General features: G+C 74.6%; 21 protein-coding genes. 17 read left to right on the top strand and 4 right to left on the bottom strand.

Annotated elements, in window-relative coordinates; translation table 11 throughout:
* Positions 1–87 precede the first annotated feature (87 nt).
* The 16 genes from SM573_RS15955 to SM573_RS16030 all read left to right on the top strand — a co-directional run bounded on the left by SM573_RS15955 (position 88) and on the right by SM573_RS16030 (position 18246).
* Complete coding sequence (locus SM573_RS15955) at positions 88–834, top strand: phosphodiesterase (protein WP_474616408.1); 747 nt, start codon at positions 88–90, stop codon at positions 832–834.
* Positions 831–1529, top strand: coding sequence for a LysE family translocator (locus tag SM573_RS15960; protein ID WP_474616409.1), 699 nt, complete (start codon positions 831–833; stop codon positions 1527–1529). Before SM573_RS15955 ends, SM573_RS15960 begins: the two co-directional genes overlap by 4 nt.
* 180 nt (positions 1530–1709) lie before the next feature.
* Positions 1710–2894, top strand: coding sequence for a snapalysin family zinc-dependent metalloprotease (locus SM573_RS15965; RefSeq protein WP_474616410.1), 1185 nt, complete (start codon positions 1710–1712; stop codon positions 2892–2894).
* A gap of 121 nt (positions 2895–3015) precedes the next feature.
* Entirely contained in the window at positions 3016–3726 is a 711-nt protein-coding gene (locus tag SM573_RS15970) for a hypothetical protein (RefSeq protein WP_474610207.1), read from the top strand.
* Between the two features lie 51 nt (positions 3727–3777).
* Positions 3778–3966, top strand: a complete 189-nt coding sequence (locus SM573_RS15975; RefSeq protein ID WP_474610206.1) for a hypothetical protein — start codon at positions 3778–3780, stop codon at positions 3964–3966.
* A 227-nt stretch (positions 3967–4193) separates the two neighbouring features.
* Complete coding sequence (locus SM573_RS15980) at positions 4194–5375, top strand: LacI family DNA-binding transcriptional regulator (protein ID WP_474616411.1); 1182 nt, start codon at positions 4194–4196, stop codon at positions 5373–5375.
* A complete protein-coding gene (locus SM573_RS15985) occupies positions 5372–6307 on the top strand; it encodes a carbohydrate ABC transporter permease (protein ID WP_474610204.1) in 936 nt (311 codons plus the stop codon). Before SM573_RS15980 ends, SM573_RS15985 begins: the two co-directional genes overlap by 4 nt.
* Before the next feature lie 58 nt (positions 6308–6365).
* On the top strand, positions 6366–7205 hold the full coding sequence (locus tag SM573_RS15990) for a carbohydrate ABC transporter permease (RefSeq protein ID WP_474616412.1): 840 nt from the start codon (positions 6366–6368) through the stop codon (positions 7203–7205).
* Positions 7206–7240: 35 nt separating this feature from the next.
* The gene (locus tag SM573_RS15995) at positions 7241–8536 is read left to right on the top strand and encodes an ABC transporter substrate-binding protein (protein ID WP_474610202.1); all 1296 of its coding nucleotides are present in this window, start codon (positions 7241–7243) and stop codon (positions 8534–8536) included.
* A gap of 4 nt (positions 8537–8540) precedes the next feature.
* Positions 8541–9764, top strand: a complete 1224-nt coding sequence (locus SM573_RS16000; protein WP_474610201.1) for an ADP-ribosylglycohydrolase family protein — start codon at positions 8541–8543, stop codon at positions 9762–9764.
* Complete coding sequence (locus tag SM573_RS16005; protein ID WP_474616413.1) at positions 9761–11107, top strand: ADP-ribosylglycohydrolase family protein; 1347 nt, start codon at positions 9761–9763, stop codon at positions 11105–11107. Before SM573_RS16000 ends, SM573_RS16005 begins: the two co-directional genes overlap by 4 nt.
* Positions 11108–11171: 64 nt before the next feature.
* Positions 11172–12110, top strand: a complete 939-nt coding sequence (locus SM573_RS16010) for a ribokinase (protein ID WP_474610199.1) — start codon at positions 11172–11174, stop codon at positions 12108–12110.
* Positions 12107–14056 (top strand): formylglycine-generating enzyme family protein, encoded by a 1950-nt coding sequence (locus tag SM573_RS16015; RefSeq protein ID WP_474616414.1) that lies wholly within the window; start codon positions 12107–12109, stop codon positions 14054–14056. Before SM573_RS16010 ends, SM573_RS16015 begins: the two co-directional genes overlap by 4 nt.
* 4 nt (positions 14057–14060) lie before the next feature.
* Positions 14061–16226 (top strand): alpha/beta hydrolase-fold protein, encoded by a 2166-nt coding sequence (locus SM573_RS16020; RefSeq protein ID WP_474610197.1) that lies wholly within the window; start codon positions 14061–14063, stop codon positions 16224–16226.
* Entirely contained in the window at positions 16223–17425 is a 1203-nt protein-coding gene (locus SM573_RS16025; protein WP_474610196.1) for a CaiB/BaiF CoA transferase family protein, read from the top strand. The genes SM573_RS16020 and SM573_RS16025 overlap by 4 nt, the downstream gene beginning before the upstream one ends.
* Positions 17425–18246 (top strand): HpcH/HpaI aldolase/citrate lyase family protein, encoded by an 822-nt coding sequence (locus SM573_RS16030; protein WP_474610195.1) that lies wholly within the window; start codon positions 17425–17427, stop codon positions 18244–18246. The genes SM573_RS16025 and SM573_RS16030 overlap by 1 nt, the downstream gene beginning before the upstream one ends.
* 94 nt (positions 18247–18340) lie before the next feature.
* Here the strand turns inward: SM573_RS16030 and SM573_RS16035 are convergent, their stop codons facing one another.
* Positions 18341–19774 (bottom strand): MFS transporter, encoded by a 1434-nt coding sequence (locus tag SM573_RS16035; RefSeq protein WP_474610194.1) that lies wholly within the window; start codon positions 19772–19774, stop codon positions 18341–18343.
* Between the two features lie 84 nt (positions 19775–19858).
* On the opposite strand from SM573_RS16035, the gene SM573_RS16040 reads away from it, so the two are divergent.
* Positions 19859–20398, top strand: a complete 540-nt coding sequence (locus SM573_RS16040; protein ID WP_474610193.1) for a winged helix-turn-helix transcriptional regulator — start codon at positions 19859–19861, stop codon at positions 20396–20398.
* 26 nt (positions 20399–20424) lie between these two features.
* On the opposite strand, the gene SM573_RS16045 is transcribed toward SM573_RS16040, so the two are convergent.
* The 3 genes from SM573_RS16045 to SM573_RS16055 all read right to left on the bottom strand — a co-directional run bounded on the left by SM573_RS16045 (position 20425) and on the right by SM573_RS16055 (position 22906).
* Entirely contained in the window at positions 20425–21048 is a 624-nt protein-coding gene (locus tag SM573_RS16045) for a DUF305 domain-containing protein (protein ID WP_474610192.1), read from the bottom strand.
* 72 nt (positions 21049–21120) lie between these two features.
* The gene (locus SM573_RS16050; RefSeq protein ID WP_474610191.1) at positions 21121–22014 is read right to left on the bottom strand and encodes a DUF1996 domain-containing protein; all 894 of its coding nucleotides are present in this window, start codon (positions 22012–22014) and stop codon (positions 21121–21123) included.
* Positions 22015–22249: 235 nt separating this feature from the next.
* Positions 22250–22906 carry a C39 family peptidase gene (locus SM573_RS16055; protein WP_474610190.1) on the bottom strand — a complete coding sequence of 219 codons (657 nt, stop codon included), beginning with the start codon at positions 22904–22906 and terminating at the stop codon, positions 22250–22252.
* Between the last annotated feature and the right edge of the window lie 121 nt (positions 22907–23027).

Consider the following 23027-nt stretch of genomic DNA (forward strand, 5'->3'; position numbering starts at 1 on the left):
CCTCCGGGAACCGGCTTGCGCCGGCAGCGAGATCAACTGTAGCGTCCCTAACGCTTGAAACGCGAACAACCATTAGGGAGCGGCCCGGTGCTGGTCATCGCCCACCTCAGTGACACTCACCTCGACAGCCACCCGCGGTCGGCCGAGCGGACCGCCCGGGTGATGGACCACCTGAACGGCCTGCCGCGGCCGGTCGACGTGATCCTCGTGACCGGTGACATCGCCGACCACGGCGAGGTGGCGGAGTACGAGCTCGCGGCGAGACTCCTCGCCTCCCCGACGCCGGTCCTGCTCTGCCCCGGCAACCACGACGTGCGCGCCGCGTACCGCAAGGGGCTGCTCGGTGACGACTCCGGCGCGACCGGGCCGGTCAACGCCCGGCACGACGTGGCCGGTGCGGTCTTCCTCCTCGCCGACTCCACCGTCCCCGGCGAGGACGACGGCCGGCTCGACGAGGAGACCCTGGGGTGGCTCGCCGCCGAGCTGGCCTCCGTGCCGGCCGACACCCCCGCGTTCATCGCCTTCCACCATCCGCCGGTGGCGCTGCACCACCCGGCCATCGACCCGACCCGGCTGCTCCCGGCCGAGCCCCTGGCCGACCTGGTCGCCGCCCACCCGCAGGTCGTCGCCGTGCTGACCGGCCACTTCCACACCCCGGCGGCGAGCACCTTCGCCGGCCGCCCGCTGCGCATCGCGCCCGGCGTCGTCTCGACCCTGCGAATGCCCTGGGAGGGGCCGGGGCGGTTGACCACCCAGGCCCAGCCGCCCGGGGTCGCGTTCCACGTGTACGACGACACGGGGCTGCTCACGACCCACTTCCGGGTGGTGGGGTGAGCGTCCACGGTGTCGCCCTGCTCGGGTTCGTCGTGGCCGTCGCGCCGATCACCGCGACGCCCGGGGCGAGCCTGACCCTGGTCGTCTCGCGGGTCACCGCGGGCGGGCGGCGGCAGGGCTGGTGGGTCATCCTGGGCACGGTGACGGGGCTCTACCTGCACGCGACCCTGGCCGCGGTGGGGCTCGCCGCCCTGGTGCTCGCCTCCTCCCGCGCGTTCTGGGCGGTCAAGCTGGTCGGCGCCGCGTACCTGGTGGGGCTCGGGCTGTGGCTGCTCCGGCCCGCCACCCGTCGCCCGGGTGGCACCCGGTGGGTGCGTCACCGGCGCCGCCGGTCGGCTTCACCGGTGGACGTCACGCCCGCGCCCCCCTCGGCCCGCGACCGCCTGCCCCGGTCGCCGTGGCGGGTGGGCCACCCCTACCTGCAAGGGCTGCTCGGCAACGTGCTGAACCCCAAGGCCGCCGCCGTGTACCTAACCCTCGCGCCGCAGTTCCTCGACCCGGACCGGCCGGTGCTCGGGCCGATGCTGCTGCTCGCCACCGGGCACGCCGCCCTGCACACCTGCTGGTTGGCCGGGTGGACGGTGCTCTCCGGCGCCGCCGCCGCGTTGCTGCGTACGCCCGCCGCCCGACGCGTGCTCGACCGCCTGGCCGGTGTGATCCTGGTCGGTCTCGGCGTGCGGAGCGCGGTGGCCTGAGCGGGGCGGTCCGCCCGGCCGGGGCTTGCCTGCTCCGATCCGATCGTCCGGCACGCCGCCCCCGGTCGCGCCGGCCCGTTATGACGGATCCGTTATGACGGACATCGACGAACGTCCCTCTAACATTCACGTACATCGATGTGTGGCGGTGTGGCCGCCCAGGAACCAGGGGAGTGCGTGATGTTCCGACGACAGCTGCTGCGCACGGCGGTATCCGTGCTGGTGGGGGTCCTCGCCGTGGCCGGGGTGCAGGTCGCCACCGGCGCGGGGGCCTCCGCGGTACGGACCGTCTACTACGACGCCAGCCGCACGGGCGAGTTCCGGACCAACTTCGACCAGGCCGCGCAGATCTGGAACAGCCGGGTCAGCACCGTGCGCCTGCTGCCGGGCACCCCGGCCAGCGTCACCATCCACGTCGACGACGGCTGGCCGCGGGCGCAGGTGACCGGCCTCGGCTCCGGTCGGATCTGGATGGGCCGCACCGCGGTCAACCAGGGCTACCACCGCACCCGGATCGCGACCCACGAGTTCGGCCACATCCTGGGCCTGCCCGACCGCCGCACGGGGCTCTGCGCGGACCTGATGTCCGGCAGCAGCGCCCCGGTGTCCTGCACCAACGCGTACCCCAACTCGACCGAGGCGGCTCGGGTCAACCAGCTCTTCGCCGGTGCCCTGGTCGCGTCCACGGCCGCCCGGACGTACACGTGGAGCGGTGACGGTGACGTGAGCCCGCTCGTCGTCGGCGGGCGGCCGGCCAGCGAGAACTACTCGTTCCTCGTCTACCTCTCCGGCTGCACCGGCTCGCTTATCAAGGCGAACTGGGCGGTCACCGCCAAGCACTGCCCGACCCCCTCCTCGGTGCGCGTCGGCAGCACCAACCGCACCAGCGGTGGCACGGTCGTCCGGGTGACGCGGGCGGTGAACCACCCGAGCATCGACGTCAAGCTGTTGCAGCTGGCCAGCTCCGTGAGCCACGCCCCGGCGCCGATCCCGAGCACCTCGGGCGCGGTCGGCACGGCGACCCGGATCATCGGCTGGGGCCAGACCTGCCCGACCCGGGGCTGCGGGTCCGCGCCGACCGTGGCGTACGAACTGGACACCTCGATCGTCTCGGACAGCCGCTGCCTGGGCATCAACGGCCCGTACGAGATCTGCACCAACAACACGAACGGCAACTCGGGCGCCTGCTACGGCGACTCGGGCGGCCCGCAGGTGCGGCGGGTCAACGGCGTGTGGAACCTGATCGGCGCCACCAGCCGCGCCGGCAACAACAACTCGACCTGCGCGACCGGCCCGTCGATCTACGGCGACCTGCCCTCGATCCGGTCCTGGATCAACACCCAGGTCGGTGGCCTGCCGTCCTGACCGGACGGTACGCCGGAGCGGGAGAGGCGACCGTCTCTCCCGCTCCGGCGTGGGCGTCACCCCGGTCGAGGGCCTCGTGCGGTACCGTGCCTCACATATCGACCCCTTTCCGAGGTGACCCATGGCTGTCGTGGCCGCGCTCGCCCTGACGCTCGCACTGGCGCCCGCGCCCGACCCGTCGCCGTCCGCGACGGCCAACCCGGGCCTCGTGGGTGGCCTGGTCGGCGGTCTCGGTGGTCTCGTCGACGGCCTGCTCGGCGCGGGTGGCGGCGGCACCCCGACGCCGTCCCCGACCGTCGCGCCGCCGACGCCGAGCCCGTCGGCCACCTCGGTGCCCGCACCCGGAACGGGCGTCCCGTCCGCCGCGGTGCCGCCGGTCCCGCCCAGCGGGGCGACGACCGCGCCGAGCGGGTCGACGAGCGTCCCCGCGGGCACCCCGGGGCAGGTCACCCCGCGCGGTGGAAACGGTAGCCCCGTCGTCGTGGTGACCGTCGTGCCGCAGCCCGGCGGCGCTCCCGGCGTGGCGCCGTCCACCGGTGACCAGCTCGCCGCGCCCCCCGTCGCGCAGAGCGACCCGCTGCTGCGGTGGTCCGTGCTGCTGCTCGCCATCGGCGTCCTGGGCGTGGCGGCGGCCCTGCTCTTCCGCCGACGTCCCGCCCCCGCCGCCCCGGCACCCGCTCCGGCGCCCGTGGCGACCGGTGACGGCGCGGTCCCGCCCGGACCCGACGACACGTCCGGCAACGTGACCCGCCTGCCGACGAACCTGAACGCGATCTACGAGCTGGGCCGACTCGACGAGCGGCTCGCCCAGGAGCGCGAGCGCAAGTCCTGACCGCGTGCCCGCGGGCGACCACGGCGGCGACGCCCCGGATAGGGTCCGGCGGTGGACATTCGGTCGCAGCGGATCGGCACCCTCCGTCTCGTCGGCACCGTCGCGCTGGTCGCCGGCCTGCTCACCTCGCTGGTCACCGTCTCGGCGGACGTGGCGCGGCCCGACCCGCACGTCATCGCGGCCCTCCTCGTCCTGACCGGCCTCGGCCTGCGCATCGAGGCGGCCATCCGGGGCCGGTGACGGCGGCGCGCCACTGCCGGCTGGTCCGTGCCCGTGCCGTTGTCCCGACGCGTCCATCGGCCGGCAGCGGGCGGCGCGTGAGCCCTCCGGTGACCGTCGGGTTCGCGGGCCGGCTGCCTGCCCGGTGGAGGTTGGAAACGTTTTCGTAACGAGCCCTTGACCTCTCGCCGGAGCGCGGCGCAGACTCCCCGGAAACGTTTACAGGAATTCGAGTGGAGGTGCGGGGCGTGGCTCGTAAACGTTTACAGGAGCCGTCCGACGGTCGTCCCACCGTGCACACCGTGGCCGCCCGCGCCGGCGTCTCCATCGCCTCCGCCTCCCGCGTCCTCAACGGCGTCGGCGGCAGCCCGGAGACCGTGCGCAAGGTGCGCGCCGCGGCGGCCGAGGTGGGCTACGTACCGAACGCGATCGCCCGCTCCCTGCAGTCGCAGCGCACCGGTCTCGTGGCGCTCGCCGTCGAGGACATCGGCAACCCGGTGTACGTGGCGATGATGCGCGCCATCGAGTCCGTCGTGGCCTCCTCGGGCCGCCAACTGCTGGTGCACGCCACGGGCGGGCGCATCGACAACGAGACCGCCCTGCTGCGACGGCTCGCCAACCGCTACGTCGACGGCATGATCATCTCGCCGATCCGGGTCACCGACGACCACCTCGCCGCCCTGGTGGACAGCCCGGTCCCGGTGGTCGTGGTCGGGCAGCTCGGCGCGGACGCCCCGGTCGACAACGTCCGGACCGACTCCCGGCACGGCGTCGCGCTGGCCGTCGACCACCTCCTCGCCACCGGCCGGCGCCGGATCGGCTTCGTCAACGGCCCACTCGACACCGTTCCGGGCGCCGCCCGCGACGCCGGCTTCCGGGCCGCGCTCGCCGGCCACGGCATCGGCCTCGACGAGCAGCTGGTCGAGGTCGGCGACTTCCAGTACGCGGCCGGCCGCGCCGCCGCCGAGCGGCTGCTCGCCCGGGCCCGGCCGGACGCGCTCCTCTGCGCGAACGACCTGATCGCGGTCGGCGCCCTGCACGCCCTGCTGGCCGCGGGGCGACGGGTGCCCGACGACGTCGCGCTGGTCGGCATGGACGACACGGAACTGGCCCAGATGATGTTTCCCCAGCTCTCCAGCGTGTCGCTCGGGTCGGCCGAGCGGGGGCGGCGCGCCGCGGAACTGCTCCTGCAACGCATCGCCGACCCCGCCCTGCCGCCACGGCGCGAGCAGGTGCCCCCCAGCCTCGCGGTCCGCGCCTCCAGCGGCGTGCCGCTGCCGGGCCCCCGTCCGGCCGTCGACCCGTCTCCCCGGTCCCACGTGGACGGGGACGACCTCTCCACCCACCCGCCTGCCGGGCCGACCGACCCGACCTCCGGGTCGGGGCGGCCCGCGCCCTCCCACCCGTCCAGTGAAGGGGGGACCTCATGACCACGCTGGCCGAACGTCCGGACGTCGGCCGTCGCGGGCGCTCCCACCGTCCGGGCCGGTCGCGATCCGACCGCACCACCATCTACCTGCTGTTGCTGCCGTCGCTGCTGCCGATCCTGGTGCTGTCGGTCTTCCCGCTGCTGCGCGGCATGTACCTCGGCTTCACCGACGCCCGCGCCGGACGCAACGTCGAGGTCACCTTCACCGGCCTGGAGAACTACCGCCAGCTCCTCGGCGACGAGCTGTTCTGGAACTCCTTCAAGATCGGTCTGTTCTGGGCGTTCGGCGTGACCGTGCTCCAGTTCCTGCTCGCCCTCGGGCTCGCCCTGCTGCTCAACCAGCAGCTGCGGTTCCGGGGAGTGGCGCGGGTGCTCGCGGTGGTGCCGTGGGCGATGCCGCCCGTCGTGGTCGGCATCCTCTGGAAGCTCGTCTACCACCCGGACGCCGGCCTGCTCAACGAGTTCTTCCACCGCATCGGCGCCGACGGCCTGCGGGCCAACTGGCTCGGTGACTTCAGCACCGCGCTGCCCGCCGTCATCATCGTCGGGGTCTGGGCCGGCATGCCGCAGACGACCGTCGTCCTGCTCGCCGGCCTGCAGGGCGTCGGCCGCGAGCTGCACGAGGCGGCCGCCGTCGACGGCGCCAGCAGCTGGCACCGGTTCCGGCACGTGACGCTGCCCGCGCTGGCGCCGGTCATCGTCGCCATCACGTCGCTGGACTTCATCTGGAACTTCAACTCGTTCGGCCTGGTCTACGTGCTCACCGCGGGCGGGCCGGGCGGCAAGACGATGCTGCCGATGCTCTTCGCGTACGAGGAGGCGTTCCGCTACGGCAACTACGGCTACGCGGCGGCCCTCGGCAACGCCATGGTCGTGATCATCGTGGTGCTGCTCGCCGTCTACCTCCGCCGCCGACTGAGGGAGGCGAACTAGTCGTGACCAGCGTGTGGAGTGAGCCCGCCCGCCCCGCAGCCCCGATCGGAGGACGGCAATGATCGGCAAACCGAGCCGCACCGGCCGGGTCATGCAGTACCTGGCCCTCGCCGGCTACCTGGTCTTCCTCGGGTTCCCGTTGGTCTGGCTCCTCTCGACGGCGTTCAAGCCGCCGCGGGAGCTGGTGCAGCTGCACCCGACCCTGATCCCCAGCAACCCGACGGTGCAGAACTTCGTCCAGGCCTTCACCGAGCAGGAGCTGGGGCGCGCCGCGCTTAACAGCCTCCAGGTCTCGCTCGCCTCGGCGGTGCTGACCGTGCTGGTCGCCATGCCGGCGGCGTACGCGCTGGCCCGGTTCCGCTCGAAGCTCGGCACCGCGGCGCTGGGCTGGGTGCTGCTGTCCCAGCTGTTCCCGTTCGTGCTGCTGATCATCCCGATCTTCCTGGTGCTGCGGCAGGTCGGGCTGGCCAACACGCACGCCGGGCTGGTGCTGATCTACGTGGTCTGGGCGCTGCCGTTCGCGCTCTGGATGCTGCAGGGCTTCGTCCGCAACATCCCGCGCGACCTGGAGGAAGCCGCCTCCGTCGACGGCGCGACCCGGCCGCAGATCCTGCGCCGGGTGGTCTTCCCGCTACTCGCTCCCGGCCTCGTGGCGACGGCGCTGTTCTCCTTCATCTCGGCGTGGAACGAGTTCTTCTTCGCCCTGGTGCTCATCAAGACGCCCGAGCTGGCCACCCTGCCGGTCGCGCTGGCCCGGTTCGTCGGCATCGAGGGCACGGCGCGGCTCGGGCCCCTCGCCGCCGGTTCGCTGCTGGCCACGCTACCCAGCCTGATCTTCTTCGCGTTCATGCAACGCCGGCTCTCGTCCGGGTCGCTCGCCGGCGCGGTCAAGGGCTGATCCGTCCCCCACCACCACCAAGGAGGTACACCCCCATGCTCCGCACTACCCGGTTCCGTCGACTCGCCGCGGCCGCCGCGGTCGCGGTCGTCGGCCTCGGCGCCCTCGCCGCGTGCGGTGACGGCGGCGACGACGAGGCCACATCCGGCCCGGTCAAGCTGCGCTTCCTCAGCCTCGCCTGGCAGAAGGAGTCGCTGCAGGCCAACAAGGACCTGGTCGCCAAGTGGAACGCCGAGCACCCCGACATCCAGGTCGAGTACGTCCAGGGTGACTGGAACTCCGTCCACGACCAGCTGCTGACCTCGTTCGAGGGCGGCGACGCGCCGGACATCGTCCACTACGAGGCGTCCGCCATCGGCGAGTTCAGCAAGCAGGGCTACCTTGCCGACCTCTCCGGGCTGCTCTCCGACGACCTGAAGGGCCAGATCGACCAGGGCGTCTGGGACACCGTCACCTACGACGACAAGGTCACCGGCGTGCCGTTCCTGCTGGAGTCCCAGGTCGTCATCGCCAACAAGAAGCTGCTCGACGCCGCCGGCATCGCGGTGCCGCCGGCCGACGGCGGCTGGACCTGGGACGAGTTCCAGGCCAACGCGCAGAAGCTCACCAAGCCCGGCCAGTACGGCGTGGCCTGGGCGCTCAAGTCGCCGACCAACCGGGTGCTGAACCTGGCGCTCAACTTCGACGGCAAGTTCTTCTACGACGACGGCGGCCGCACCGAGGTGAAGGTCGGCGACGCGGAGAAGGAGATCCCCAGGCGGATCCACGACATGATCTACGGCACGAAGTCCGCCTCCCCGGAGGCGCTCGGCATGAGCGGCGCGGACACCCTGCCCGGCTTCTTCGGCGGCAAGTACGCGATGCTGCCCGGCTCGGTGTCGCTGCGCCAGCAGATGGTCGAGCAGGCGCCCGCCGACTTCGAGTGGGTCACCCTCCCGCCGGTCAAGGGGCTGTCCAGCAAGCAGGCGGCCAACCCGCAGACGCTGTCCATCTCCGAGGACTCCGCGCACAAGAAGCAGGCCGCGCAGTTCCTCGAGTACTTCCTCAACCCGACCAACATGGCCGCGCTGGCCAAGGGCGACTGGCTGGTGCCGACCGGCAAGCAGGCCAACGAGGAGCTGGTGAAGCTCACCGGTGGCAAGCAGGGCTGGGACGTCGCCGCCGACAGCGCCGCCGACCTGACCGTCGCCCCGTTCCAGATGGCCGACGGCTACCCGGAGTGGAAGACCAAGTACGCCACCCCGGCCCTCCAGCAGTACTTCGCCAACAAGATCACCCTGGACCAGCTCGCCACGCAGCTGGTCGACGGTGGCAAGCAGGTTCTGAGGTAAGACAATGTCACTCTTGCTCGACACATCGGTCGGATGCCTGGTCGGCGCGGCCGTCGGCGACGCTCTCGGAGGCGCGACCGAGACGGCCCTACCGGAGCAGATCCGCGCGCGGTTCGGCGGCTGGGTCGAGGGCATCGTGCCCCCGTACCACGCCGACTGGGCCACCGCGCGGCCGCTCGCGCCGTACCACAAGGGCGACGGACACATCACCGACGACACGTTGATGACCCACGCCCTGGTCCGCGCCTACGCGGCCAAGCGCGACCACCTCGACGCGTACGACGTGGTGGAGCTCCTGGTCCCCGACCTGATCGAGCGGGTGGTCTACATCCCGGACCTGGAGCGGGAGGGGGTGACCTTCCACCGTCTCGCGGCCGCGGAGCGGTGGCTGGTCACCCGCCTGCACCACGCGCACGCGGACCCGCGCGAGGCCGGGGTGGGCAACATCGTCAACTGCGGCGCGGCCATGTACATGGCCCCGGTCGGCATCGTCAACGCCGGCGATCCGGCCGGGGCGTACGCCGAGGCGGTGGAGATCGCCGGGGCGCACCAGCACAGCTACGGGCGGGAGGCCGCGGCGGTGTTCGCCGCCGCGGTCGCCGCGGCGGCCACCCCCGGCGCGACCGTCGAGGACGTCGTCACCGCGGCGCTCGACCTGGCCCGCGACGGCACCCGGGCGGCCATCGACGCGGTGGTGAAGGAGGCCCGGGCGCACCACGACTGGAAGGCCGCGATCCCGGCGCTGCGCGCCGCCGTGGCCCCGTACGACACGGTCGGGGAGGAGTACCGCAGCCCCGGCCTGGGCGCGCGGCGGCCGAGCCGGCTGCACGCCATCGAGGAGCTGCCGGTGGCCATCGGCATGCTCGTGGTGGCCGGCGGCGAGTACCGCCCCGCGGTGCTCGGCGCCGTGAACTACGGCCGGGACGCCGACTCCACCGCGACCATGGCCGGCGCGATCGCCGGTGCCCTGGGCGGTCCCGGGGCGGTGCCGGCCGAGTGGGCCGAGACCGTCGCCACCGCCTCCCGGACCGACCTCGTCGAGCCCGGCCGGGTGCTCGCCGCGGTGGCCGGTGAGGTCTTCGAGCGCGACCGCGCCCGCTTCACCCGGCGGGCCGAGCGGTTCGCCGGGCTGGCCGGCGGCCCGGGGCAGCCCGCCGGCCCGCCCCGGGCGCCCGAGACGTCCGCCGGCCTCGCGGGGCAGGCCGGCGAGGGGGAGCCGGCCCGGTGAGGATCACCTGGGTGCAGCCGGAGGATCTGCTGCCGCACGAGCTGGCGGCGAGCCGGGACGAGGGGCGGGACGTCACCGCCCTGGCGCAGCGGTGGGCCGCGGCCGGCGGGGACCTCACCCCGCCGGTCAGCGGCGCCTCGCCGACCCCGGCCGCACCGCACCTGCGGGCCCTCGCCGTCGAGCTGCTGGACGCCGCCGACGCGCTGCCGGCCGTCGCCGCCGCCGACGAGCCGGACGACCTCGCCGCCATCCGGGCGACCTGGCCGCAGAGCTGGTCGCTGCCGACCGACGTGACCTACGACCGGCTGCACGGCGCCTGGCTCGGCCGGGCCGCCGGCTGCCTGCTCGGCAAGCCGGTGGAGAAGATCCCCCGGGAGGGCATCCGGGAGATCCTGACCGCGACGGGCCGCTGGCCGCTCGCCGACTGGTTCACCGCGAAGGGGCTGCCGGCCGACGTGGCGGCCCGCTGGCCGTGGAACCGGCGCAGCGCCCCGACCAGCCTCGCCGAGAACATCGACGGCATGCCCGAGGACGACGACCTGAACTACCCGCTGCTGGCGCTGCGGGTGCTGGAGACCCACGGGCGGGATTTCACCAGCGCCGACGTGGCGCAGTCCTGGCTGGACTGGCTGCCCGGCGGTCGGGTGTTCACCGCCGAGCGGGTGGCGTACCGCAACCTGCTACTCGGGTTCGCGCCACCGCGGAGCGCCCGCCGGCACAACCCGTTCCGGGAGTGGATCGGCGCGCAGATCCGCACCGACGTGTACGGCTGGGTCAACCCGGGCCGGCCGGACCGCGCCGCGGAACTGGCGTTCCGGGACGCCACGGTCAGCCACGTGCGCGGCGGCACGCACGGCGCGCTGTGGGCGGCCGCCCTCGCCGCCGCCGCACCTGTCGCGGCCACCGTGGACGAGGTGCTCGACGCCGCCGAGGCGGTGCTCCCGCCCCGCAGCCGCTTCGCGGTCGCGGTGCGGGAGGCGCGGGCGCTCGGCGACGGCGCCACCGACTGGGAGGGCGTGGTCGACGAGCTGTACGCGCGGCACGGCCACCTGCACTGGGTGCACGTGCGCAACAACGCCGCCCTGGTGGCCGCCGCGCTCGCGTACGGGCGGGGTGACCTGGAGCGGTCGATCTGCGCGGTGGTCAGCGGCGGCTGGGACACCGACTCGAACGGCGCGACCGTCGGGGCGGTCACCGGCGCGCTCGGCGGCGCGTCCGGGCTGCCCGCCCGGTGGGTCGCCCCGCTGCGCAACCGGCTGGCGAGCAGCATCGCCGGCTTCGACGGGATCGGCTTCGACGAGCTGGCGGAGCGCACGCGCGCGCTGGTCGGTGCCGGGTCATGAGGGGGCGGCGCCGGCCGGTCCCGGCCAGGACGCCCGGGGCGGCGGGCGCGGAAGGGAGCAGGGGATGAGTGCACGCGTGGTGGTGGTGGGCAGCACCAACCTGGACCTGGTGGTCACGGCGCCGCAGCTGCCCCGCCCCGGCGAGACGGTGCTCGGCGAGGACTTCCGCACCGTGCCCGGCGGCAAGGGCGCCAACCAGGCGGTCGCCGCCGCCCGGGCCGGGGCGGCCTGCGGCTTCGTGGGCGCCGTCGGTGACGACGACTTCGGCGCGCAGCTCAGGGCGAGCCTGGTCGGCGCCGGTGTGGACGTGGGCCGGCTGCGTACCGTGCCCGGCCCGTCCGGCGTCGCGCTGATCGCGGTGGACCGGGCGGCGGAGAACTTCATCGTGGTGGCACCCGGCGCCAACAGCGCGCTCACCGACCTCGGCACCGAGGACCGGGCCGCCATCGGGGCGGCCGATGTGCTGCTGCTCCAGTTGGAGGTGCCGCTGCCCACGGTCGTGCGGGCGGCCGACTGGGCCCGGGCCGAGGGCACGACGGTCGTGCTCAACGCCGCGCCGGCCGCCGCGCTCCCGGTGGAGCTGCTGGACCTGGTCGACGTGCTGGTGGTCAACGAGCACGAGGCGGCGATCGTCGGCGGGGTCTTCGCCGACGAGCCGGCCGTGCTGCTCGACGCCCTGCTGGAGCTGGTGCCCCGCGTGGTGCTGACGCTCGGCGCGCGCGGCGCCGTGTACGCCGACCGGCGTGGCCTGCGGCTGGAGATCCCGGCGCCGCGGATCGAGGCGGTGGACACCACCGCCGCCGGTGACGCGTTCACCGGCGCGCTCGCGGTCGCCTGGGCCGAGCGCGGCGGCGCGATCAGCGAGGAGACCGTCACCGCGAGCCTGCGCTGGGCGTGTGCCGCGGGCGCGGCCTGTGCCCAGCGCCCCGGCGCCTCCACCGCGCTGCCCGAGCGGGCCGCCATCGACGCTCTGCACGACTCGACCTACCGAGGTAACCCGTGAGCTTCAACCCGTACGTCCCCCGCCCGATCGACCGCCCCACCGAGGTGCCGCTCGGCGCTGACGCCGACCTGACCACGTTGGACGAGGCGAAGATCTTCGCGGCGCCGGACGACCCGGCGCGGTGGCCGGCCTGGCGGGAGCAGCTGACCCGCTGGCGGGCCGACGCCCGCAAGCGCATCGGCTACACCGGCAGCCACTACGACGAGATCACCGGCGACTGTTTCACGGTCTGCCTCGCCTGGCTCTGGGACGAGACGCTCTACGACCACGAGCGGGGCGTCTTCACCGTCGAGGAGTTCCTCGACGGCGCGCAGCGGGACTTCGGCGGCTTCGACGGGATCGTGCTGTGGCACGCCTACCCCGTCATCGGGCTGGACGACCGCAACCAGTTCGACTGGTACCGGGACGTGCCCGAGCTGCCCGAGGTGGTGCGGGCGTTCCAGGCCCGCGGGGTGCGGGTCTTCGTCGACTACAACCCGTGGGACACCGGCACCCGCCGGGAGCCGGGCACCGACGCCGAGGAGGTCGCGGCGCTGGCCGGGAAGCTCGGCGTGGACGGCGTCTTCCTCGACACCCTCAAGGAGGGCGCCGGCGAGCTGCGCGCCGCGCTCGACGCCGTGCGTCCCGGCCTGGTGCTGGAGGGGGAGAGCCGCGTCCCGCTGGCCCGGGTCGGCGACCACGCCATGTCCTGGGCGCAGTGGTTCGCCGACTCCGACGTGCCGGGCGTGCTGCGCGCCAAGTGGTTCGAGCGCCGCCACGTCCTGCACCACACCCGCCGGTGGCACCGTGACCACCTCCAGGAGCTGCACTCGGCCTGGCTCAACGGGGTCGGGGTGCTGGTCTGGGAGAGCGTCTTCGGTGTCTGGGTGGGGTGGAACGAGCGGGACCGGGCGGTGCTGCGCGCCATGCGCCGCGTGCAGGCCAGCCACGCCGCGTGGCTGCGCGCCGAGGACTGGGTGCCGCTGGCCGACTATCCCGGCTCCGGCCAGGTGTACGCGTCCCGGTGGACGCACGGCGGTGAGCCGCTGTGGACGGTGGCGAACACCGGCGGCGACCACGACGGGCCCTGGCTGGTCACCGACGCCCGACCCGGCCGGCGCTTCGTCGACCTGGTCACCGGCGCCGAGCTGACCGTGACCGAGGCCGGCGACGGGCGGGTGACGGTGGGTGGGCCGCTGCCGGCCGGGGCCGTCGCCGCGGTGGTCGTCACCGACGCCGCCGTCGCACGGCACACGCCGCCCGTCGGCGACCCGTCCTTCCCGGCCCGCGCCGCCGTGCGTAGCCGCACCCCGTGGGCGCCGGTGGCCGCCGTGCCGGCCGGCATGGTGGCCGTCGCCGCGGGCCGGCGGGACCTGGTGGTCCGGCACCGGGTGCGGGAGACCGGGCTGTACGGGGAGACCCCGTACGTCGACGAGTGGAAGCCACTGCCGCCCCGCCTGCACCACACGGGCACCCTGCGCCGCACCGTCGCGCTCGGCCGCTTCGCCATCGCCACCCACGAGGTGACCCACGGCCAGTACGCCGAGTTCCTGCGCGCCACCGGCTACCGGCCGGTGCGCCCCGAGCGGTTCACCGCCGGTCAGGGGCCGGCCGACGCCCCGGTCACCGGCGTGGAGCTGGCCGACGCGCGGGCGTACGCGGACTGGGCCGGGCTGCGGCTGCCCACCGAGGACGAGTGGCAGGTGGCCGCCGAGGCGGGGCTGCTCGCCCGCCGGGAGCCGCTGGTGTGGAACCTGACCGAGAGCGAGCACTCCGACGGGCGCACCCGCTTCGCGATCCTCAAGGGCGGCGCCGCGTACCGGGCCGAGGGCTCCGACTGGTACTTCGACGGCGGCCCGCAGCCGCCGGAGGTCTCGGTGAAGCTGCTGCTCACCGGGGCCGGACTCACCCGCTCCGACCAGGTCGGCTTCCGCTGCGCGGCCGACCTCCCCACCCCCGAGGAGTGAATCGATGAGCAGACGCTGGCGGATCGGCGGCGGCGTGGCCGCCGTGCTCCTGGCGCTCGGCCTCGCCGGGGCCGTGCCCGGCACGGCGGACGCGGGGAAGACCCGCGCGGGCACCCTGACCACGGCGACCGCGCCGTCCCCCGCGCTCGGCGCCACGATCGACTACACCGTCTACCTGCCATACGGGTACGCCAAGGCGACCGCCACCCGCTACCCGGTGCTGTACCTGCTGCACGGGCGCGGCGACACGATGCAGGCCTGGACCCGGGTGAAGGCCGACCTGGACCGGATGATCGCCGACGGCGAGGTGCCGCCGGTGATCGCGGTGCTGCCCGACGCGCCGTGGAGCAGCCGCGGCAACTGGTACGTCGACTCCGCCTACACCGGGGCGGACGACCCGGGCCGTCCCGTCGAGACGGCGCTCACCCGTGACCTGGTGGCGCACGTCGACGCCACCTACCGCACCGCCGCGCACCGCGGCGCCCGGTTGGTGGGCGGCTACTCGATGGGCGGGGCCGGCGCGCTGCGGTACGCCCTCGCCCACTCCGATCTGTTCGCCAACGCGCTGGTGCTCAGCCCGGCGGTCTACCGTCCGCTGCCGCCCGCCGACTCGTCGGCGCGGGAGTTCGGCGCGTTCGGCGTCGGTGCGCAGCGGTTCTCCGACGAGGTGTACCAGCGGCTGAACTACCCCGCCCTGCTGCCCGGGCTCGACCCGGAGACGCCGGTGCGGTTGTACATCGCGGTGGGCGACGACGAGTGGGCCAACCCGGACCCGGCCGACGCCGCGCACGACCTCGACTACGAGGCCGCCACCCTCTACAACACGGTGCGCCGCGCCGACGGGGTGGCCGCCGAGCTCCGGGTGCTCGACGGGGGCCACGACTGGGACGTGTGGCGACCGGCCTTCGTGGACGGGTTGACGCACCTCGCCGGCACGCTGAGCGTCACCCCGCCGGCCGGCCTGCCCGGGCCGCTGCACGGCACGTCCGGCGCCGACTGGGCCGGTGGGGTCGCGGCGCACCCGGACGGCACCACCACCCTGGGGTACGCCGCCTCCGGTCCGGTGGCCGGGCAGCCGTACGCGGGCGGGCTGGACGCGGTGCTGACCCGGCGGGCCGCGGACGGCACGACGCGGTGGACGACCCAGTTCGGCACCGGCGCGAACGATCGCCTCCACGGCGTGGTGCCGCTGGCCGACGGCGGCGTGCTCGCGGCCGGCTACACCCGCGGTGACCTCGACGGACGGCACCCGGGCAGCCCCGCCGACGACGGGTTCGTGACCCGGCTGTCGGCCACCGGCCAGCGGGCCTGGCTCACGCAGGCCGGCGACCCGGCCAAGGCCGACCGGTTCTACGCGCTCGCCCCCGCGCCGGACGGCGGCGCGTACGTCGCCGGCTACACCAGCGGCTCGTTCGCGGGGGAGGGCGCGGCCGGGGACAAGGACGCGGTGCTGGCCCGGGTCGCCCCGGACGGCCGGATCGTGTGGAGCCGGCAGCTCGGCGGCCCCGGTGAGGACAAGGCGTACGCGGTCGCGGCTGACGCGAAGGGTGTCTACGTGGCCGGGAGCACCTCGGCCGGGCTGCCCGGGGCGACGCCGCTCGGTGCCGCGGACGGTTGGCTGGCCCGGTTCGGCCCCGACGGCGCCCCCGGCTGGGTGACGGCCGTCGGTGGCGCCGGCGACGACCTGCTCGGCGGCGTCGCGGTGACGGCCGACGGGACGGTGGTCGCCACCGGATCGACCGGCGGCGAGGCTACCGCCGGCGGCACCGACGTGCTGACCGTGGCGTACACCTCGGCCGGCCGGCAGCGGTGGCGGACCGTCACCGGTGGGACCGGCACCGACGCGGGCGCGGACGTCGTGCCGCTGCCCGACGGCTCGCTGGCCGTGGTCGGCTTCACGGGCAGTCGGCTCGGATTGCCGGTCGGCGGCGCCGACGTGCTGACCCTGCGACTCGACTCCCGGGGCCGGCAGGTGGGCGTCGCCCAGTACGGCACCGCCCGCGACGACGCGGCCGACGCGTTCGGAGAGGAGAACGTCTACGCCGCCCTCGGCACCGACGGCCGGCTGCTGGTCAGCGGGCTCACCGCGGGAGCGCCGGTGGGCGGTGGCGCACTCGGCAACGGGGACGTCTTCCTCGCCGCGGTCGACCCGGCGAAGGGGACGCCGTGACGGCCGGCGCGGGCCGGGGCCCGCTCGACGGCGTGAAGGTGGTCGACCTGGCCACCCTCTTCGCCGGGCCGCTCGCGGCGGCGTTCCTCGGCGACTTCGGCGCCGACGTCGTCAAGGTGGAGCATCCGACGAAGCCGGACCCGTCGCGCGGGCACGGCCCGGCGAAGGACGGCGTCGGGCTCTGGTGGAAGGTGCTGGGCCGCAACAAGCGGACCGTCACCTGCAACCTGTCCGACCCCGCCGGCGCCGACCTGCTGCGCCGGCTGCTCGCCGACGCCGACGTGCTGGTGGAGAACTTCCGCCCCGGCACCCTGGAACGGTGGGGGCTGGGCCCGGCCGAGTTGCACGCCGTCAACCCGCGTCTGGTGGTCGCCCGGATCAGCGGCTTCGGGCAGGTCGGCCCGTACGCGCGCCGCCCCGGCTTCGGCACACTCGCCGAGGCGATGAGCGGCTTCGCCGCGGCGACCGGGGAGCCGGACGGGCCGCCCACCCTGCCCCCGTTCGGGCTGGCCGACTCGGTGACCGCGCTCGCCGCCGCCTACGCCGTGATGCTGGCCCTGCGCTCACGTGACCTCACCGGCGCGGGTCAGGTGGTCGACCTGGCCATCATCGAGCCGATCATGGCGATGCTCGGCCCGCAGATCACCTGGTACGACCAGCTCGGCTACATCCAGCCGCGACTGGGCAACCGGTCCAACAACAACGCGCCGCGCAACACGTACCGCTGCGCCGACGGGCGTTGGGTGGCGGTGTCCACGAGCGCCCAGAGCATCGCCGAGCGGGTGATGCGGCTGGTCGGCCGGCCCGAACTGGTCGACGAGCCGTGGTTCGCCACCGGCAGCGGCCGGGCCGCGCACGCCGACGAGCTGGACGCGGCCGTGGGCGCCTGGGTGGCCAGCCGCGACCGGGACGAGGTGGTGGCCGCGTTCGAGGAGGCGCAGGCGGCCGTCGCCCCGGTCTACGACGTGCGGGACATCCTCGCCGACCCGCAGTACGCGGCGCTCGGCACCGTGCGGACGGTGCCGGACGAGGAGCTGGGCGAGGTGCGGATGCAGAACGTGCCGTTCCGGCTCTCCGGGACCCCGGGCGAGATCCGGCACGCCGGCCGGCGGCACGGGCAGGACACCGACGCGGTGTTCGGCGCGCTGGGGGTCGGCGCCGACGAGCTGGCCGCGCTGCGCGAGCGGGGCGTGATCTGATGCGGCTCACCTGGCTCTACGTGCCCGGTGACCGGCCGGACCGCTTCGCCAAGGCGGTCGCCTCGGGCGCCGACGCGGTCATCCTCGACCTGGAGGACGCGGTGGTGGCCGGGCGCAAGGCGTACGCCCGTGACGCCGTCGCCGAGTTCCTCGCCGAGGAGCACCCGGTGCCGGTGCAGGTGCGGGTCAACGAGCTGACCGGGCCGGACGTGGCGGCCGACCTCGCCGCGGTCGCCGGCCGGCCCGGGCTGGCCGGGCTGCGGCTGCCGAAGGTCGAGTCGGCCGACACCGTCGCGTCGATCGCTGCCCGGGCCGACGTGCCCCTGCACCCGCTGGTCGAGTCGGCGCTCGGGCTGGAGGCCGCGTACGCCGTCGCCACGGCCCACCCGGCGGTGGCCTCGATCGGGCTCGGGGAGGCCGACCTCCGCTCGGACCTCGGGGTGAGCGACGAGGACGGCCTGCTCTGGGCGCGCGGCCGGGTGGTCGTGGCGGCCCGCGCGGCGGGCCTGCCTCCGCCGGCCATGTCCGTGTACGCCGACGTCGCCGACGCCGACGGGTTGGCTGCCTCCTGTGCGCGGGGCCGGCGGCTCGGCTTCCTCGGCCGCGCCGCGATCCACCCGCGCCAGCTGCCGGTGATCGTCGAGGCGTTCCGGCCGAGCGAGCGGGAGGTGGCCCGGGCCGAGGAGTTGCTCGCCGCGGTCGCCGACGCGCAACGGCGGGACTCGGGAACGGTGGTCCTGCCCGACGGGCGCTTCGCCGACCGGGCCATGGTGGCGGCTGCCCGGCGCGTCGTCGACCTGGCTGCCCGCTACGCCGCCTGACCGCGAGCGGTCCGTCACGCCGCACCGGGCACGGACGCTTCAGCCCCGCGGCGGCGGACCGACCCGGTCGGCCCGCCGCCGCGGGGGTCGCGGCTCAGCTCGTGGCCGGGACCGGCGCGGCGGCCCTCCGGCGGACCAGGGCCAGCGCGGCGCCGAGCAGGGCCACGACGGCGCCGAGGAGCAGGACGGCGTCGGCGCCGTGGGCCGAGAAGCCGGCGGTCTGCCCGGCGGGCAGCAGGCTGGACGCCACGGTGATGCTCGCGGCGACGCCGAGGGCGGAGCCGACGTAGCGGGCCGTGTTGTTCGCGCCGGAGCCCATCGCGACCCGGTCCGCCGGGACGCTGGCGACGGCCATCCGGGCCAGCGCCGCGTTCAGCAGGCCGCTGCCGGCGCCGGAGATCAGCAGCCCGGGAACGGTGCGCGCCCAGGAGTGGGCGTCGGCGTAGCCGAGCATCGCCAGGTAGCCGGCGGCGGTCAGGGCGAAACCGAGGGCGAGCTGTCGGGTGGGCGAGACGCGGGTACCGAGGTGGCGCATCTGGTTGCTGACCACGAACGAGGACCCCGCCCAGACGAAGGCCAGTCCGGCCGCGCCGAGCGCGCTCACCCCGACGAGCTGCTGCACGAGGGTGGGCAGCACCGTGCTCGGGCCGAGCGCGGCGAGCCCGGTGAAGAGCGCGCCGAGGGTGGCGATCCGGAAGTCCGTTCGCCGGAACAGCGCGAGGTCGAGCATCGGCGCGCGGCCGCGCGCCTCGACCGCCACGAAGGCGGCCAGCAGCAGCGCCCCGAGCACGAGCGGGATCAGCACGGCGGGCCGCAGCCAGCCGGTGCGCCCCGCGGTCACGGCGACGAGCAGCAGCGCCAGGCCGGCGCCCAGGGTGAGCACTCCCGGCACGTCGACGCGGGCGGCGCGCTCGGCGCGGGACTCGGCGAGCAGCCGGCCGCCCCACACCGCCAGCACGGCGGCCAGTGCGGCGAGCACCAGGTACAGCCAGCGCCAACTGCCGAGCGCGGTCAGGCCGGCCGAGGCCAGCGGGCCCAGGGCGATGCCGGCGCCGAGCATCGAGGCCCAGCGGGCCGTCGCGTGGGCGCGCCCGTGGTGGGTGTGGAAGGCGTGCCCGAGCAGGCCCAGCCCGGCGGCGAGGATGGCGGCGCTGGCCGCGCCCTGCACGACCCGGGCGGCGATGAAGGTGCCGGCGTCGGGGGCGACGGCGGTGCCCACGGTGCCGACGGCCAGCAGGACGAGGCCGGCCCGGAAGATCCGGCGCCGCCCGAAGTCGTCGCCGAGGCTGCCGGCCACCAGCAGGGTGGCCGCGAGTCCCAGGGTGATGGCGTTGATCAGCCAGGTCTGCGTGGTGAGGCCGGCCCCGAGGCTCTGCGCCGTCTGCGGCAGGACGGCCACCGGCGCGGTGTAGTTCATGAGGACGAGCAGGGTCGCGGCACAGACCGCGAACAGGGCCCGGGAACCGGAGCGGGTCGTGTCCGGGGCCGGGACGGCGGACGGTGCGGTGACACCGGCGGATGTCGACATGCGGAAACCTCTCGGTTCAGTGAATGAACCGACAATAGCAGTGACGGTTCGTTGAATGAACCGACCCGAGGGTAGGATCACAGCGTGGCACTCGGCAAGAGCTACGAAGGGCAGCACTGCTACCTCGCCAGGGCGCTGGAACTGGTCGGCGAGCGGTGGACGCTGCTCGTCGTCCGCGACGCGTTCTACGGCGTACGCCGCTACGGCGACTTCCTCGCCCACCTGGACATCCCGCGGGCCGTGCTCGCCGACCGGCTGGCCAGCCTCGTCGAGGCGGGCATCCTGGTTCGCCATCGCTACCAGGACTCCCCGCCCCGCGACGAGTACCTGCTCACCGACCGGGGCGCGGAACTCTGGTCCGTGATCTACCCGCTGATGCGCTGGGGTGAGCGGCACTTCGCCGACGGCACCGCGACGCGGACCTTCCGCCACGCCGGGTGCGGCACCGAACTTGACCCGGCCGGCCGCTGCCCGGCCTGCGGCAACCTCGACGTGGCACCGGGCGACGTCGAGACCCTCGCCGGGCCCGGCGTCCCGGCCGCGCCGCGCCAGGACCCGGTCAGCGTCGCGCTGCGCCAGCGCCCGCACCGGCTCCTCCAGCCGCTGCTCAACGACCGCGGCTGACCGGGCGGCGCCAGGCGGGGCGGGTGCTACCGCCGCGGGGCGGTGACCGGCGGCCGGTCGAGGCGGTCGAGGCGGGCCAGGGCGTCGGTGCCGTCCCGGACGACGGCGGAGGCCAGCGCGGTGACCGCGGGATGCGCGCCGGCGGCCTGCTCGGCGCGGGCGATCCGGACGGCCTGGGTGAGGTGCGCCCGCAGGTGCCGGCCGGCCAGCCGGTGGAACGACGGGCCGGTGGCCGCGCGTAGCGCGGTCAGTTCGTCGGTGGTGACCATGCCCGGCATGTCGTGACCCTCGTGGGGGTTGGTCGCGGGCGCGCCGGCGTCGACCAGCAGCCGGCGGGACCGGGTCAGGGTGCGCCCGTCGGCGGCCTCGATCCGGGCGGCCAGCCCGTGCCAGCCCGGATCGGTGCTTCGGCCCGGCACCAGGTCGAGCACCGGCAGCAGCCGCTCGCTCATCGCCACGTGGAGTTGGAGCCAGGCCACGTCGGTGGGGCTGAACGGCCCGGCGGTGGAGGGCGGCGCGCCCACCGGCGGGGCGGCGGTGGGGGTGGGGGCGGTGCCGGCGCGCGACGGGGCGGCGCCGTCGCCGGCGGCGCAGCCGGCGACCAGCAGCGCCGCGGCGAGCACGGCGGACGGTGCGACCACGGTGCGCATGCATTCTCCCTTTCGCGCCCGGGGGGAGCGGGCCCCGTGCCAGTGGGCCCGCTCCCGGACGGGGGCGAGTGATCAGAGCGGTCGCCCGTCGTGGCCGCACTTGACCACCGGGCGGATGCAGTCGTTGACCCGGCGGGCCATCTCCGCGACCGGCCACGCGTTGAAGAAGTCGCCGTGCATCGTGTAGCCCGGCCCCGAGGCCAGCCGGAACTGCGCCGGGTCGCCGTTGACCGGATAGCGCAGGACCTGTCGCAGCTTCGGCACCGGCACCGGGTGGCTCGCCGGGCAGGCCTGGTTGACCGGGTACGCCATGTGGCTCTTGTGGTCCGGGGAGTCCAGGTCGCGGCCGTTCCAGCACTGCGGGAAGTCGAGGTACGACTCCAGCATCGTGCCCGACGGACAGTTGACGAAGTCCTTCGACGGTGGGACGTGCCCGGCGTGCAGGCACGACCAGCGGGCGATGCTGTCGTTCGGGCCGGTCGCCCGGGCGTTGCCCGCCACGATGCGCAGTCCCTGGGGGATCGGCTGGGTGCGGGCGACGACGTCGCTGCGTACGCCCTCACCGAGGTAGTAGAACGTGACGATCTGCGGCTCCACGGCGACGTTGTTGCGGTACAGGGTCGGGACCCAGTACGACGAGACGTCCACCTGCGGGTTGCAGGTGGTCGTGGAGTTCACCAGGTCGGGCAGGGTGGTGAAGGCGTTCGTCACCGTGCTGCCGAAGAAGCTGTGCATGTGCGAGGCGCCGGGCAGGCCCGGGAAGATGATCGGGTCGTCCGGCAGTCGGTGGCTGAAGGCGCAGTCGGCGGGGAACTCGGCCACGCGGATCACGTTGGTGCCCGGGTCGGCGTCGGCCCGGGAGCCGGCGGACACGACGTACGTGCCGAGAAGCGTGAGCAGGGCGGCCATCGCCGTGGCGAGGCGCAGCCGGTGGCGGGTGCCGGAGCGGGGTGCGGCCCTTTCCATCTCGTACTCCTGTCGGGGTGGGCCGGGGACTCTTCCGGCACCGCCGCCGAAGGCATCAGAGGTCCCCGGGCCGGGTTGGTGGTGGTTGCGGCTCGGATGAGAGAGCGCTCTCAGACCCCAGGGTCAGACGGAAGTCGACAATTGTCAATACGTGCCCCGATGTTTGGGCACGGACGACGAAAGGGCCGGCCCCGTGGTGGGGGCCGGCCCTTTCGGTTGGTGTGTGTTGCTCGGGTCAGCTGGCCGAGTAGCCGCGGGTGGCGATCCAGTCGGCGAGGTTGTCGACGCTCATGCGGTAGGAGGCCATGTTGGGGTCGGCGCTGTCGGCGATGGTGACGGTGTGTCCGCCGTCGCGGTAGCCGATGACGCTGATGTAGTGCCCGCCCTCGAACGAGTGGGTGTTGCCGTCGGTGTCGGTGGCGGTGCCGGCGATGTTGGCGACCACGGCGCGGCCGTCGTCGATGGTTTCGACGATGTCCTTGCGCAGGGTGTCGGTCTGCTTGTCGTCGGCCTTGGGGGTGCTGATTTCGACGGAGTGGTAGGCGTTCTTGCCGGTCTCCTTGTTCAGCACGGGGGTGATGTCGTTGATGGAGTTGGTGCCGGCTTCGGTGGTGCCCATTTCCTTGGCCATGGCGTCGACGTTGATGTCCTTGCCCTGGACGGAGAGGGCGTTGCGGGTGGCGGCGGGGCCGCAGTAGTAGAAGTTCGGCTGGGCCTCGTAGCGGACGTTGAGTTCGCGCTCGCCGCCGTTCTTTCGGTTCTGGACCTGGGTGGTGGGCTTGCTGTCGGCGGGGGCGGCGTGGGCGGCGATGGCGGGGCCGGCGATGCCGCCGCCGGCGGCGGCGATACCGGCTGCGGTCAGGACGGTCTTGCGGATCAGATCGGTACGCATGATGTGTGCCTCTCTGTTCGGGGGTGTGGACGTGCGGACGCGGGGCGTCGCACGGGAAGTTCGGGTGGCGGATTCGGCCCGGCGTTGTGGTCCTGCTCGGGCGACCCGGGGTGTAACGACG

Source organism: Micromonospora xinjiangensis, from assembly GCF_056150165.1.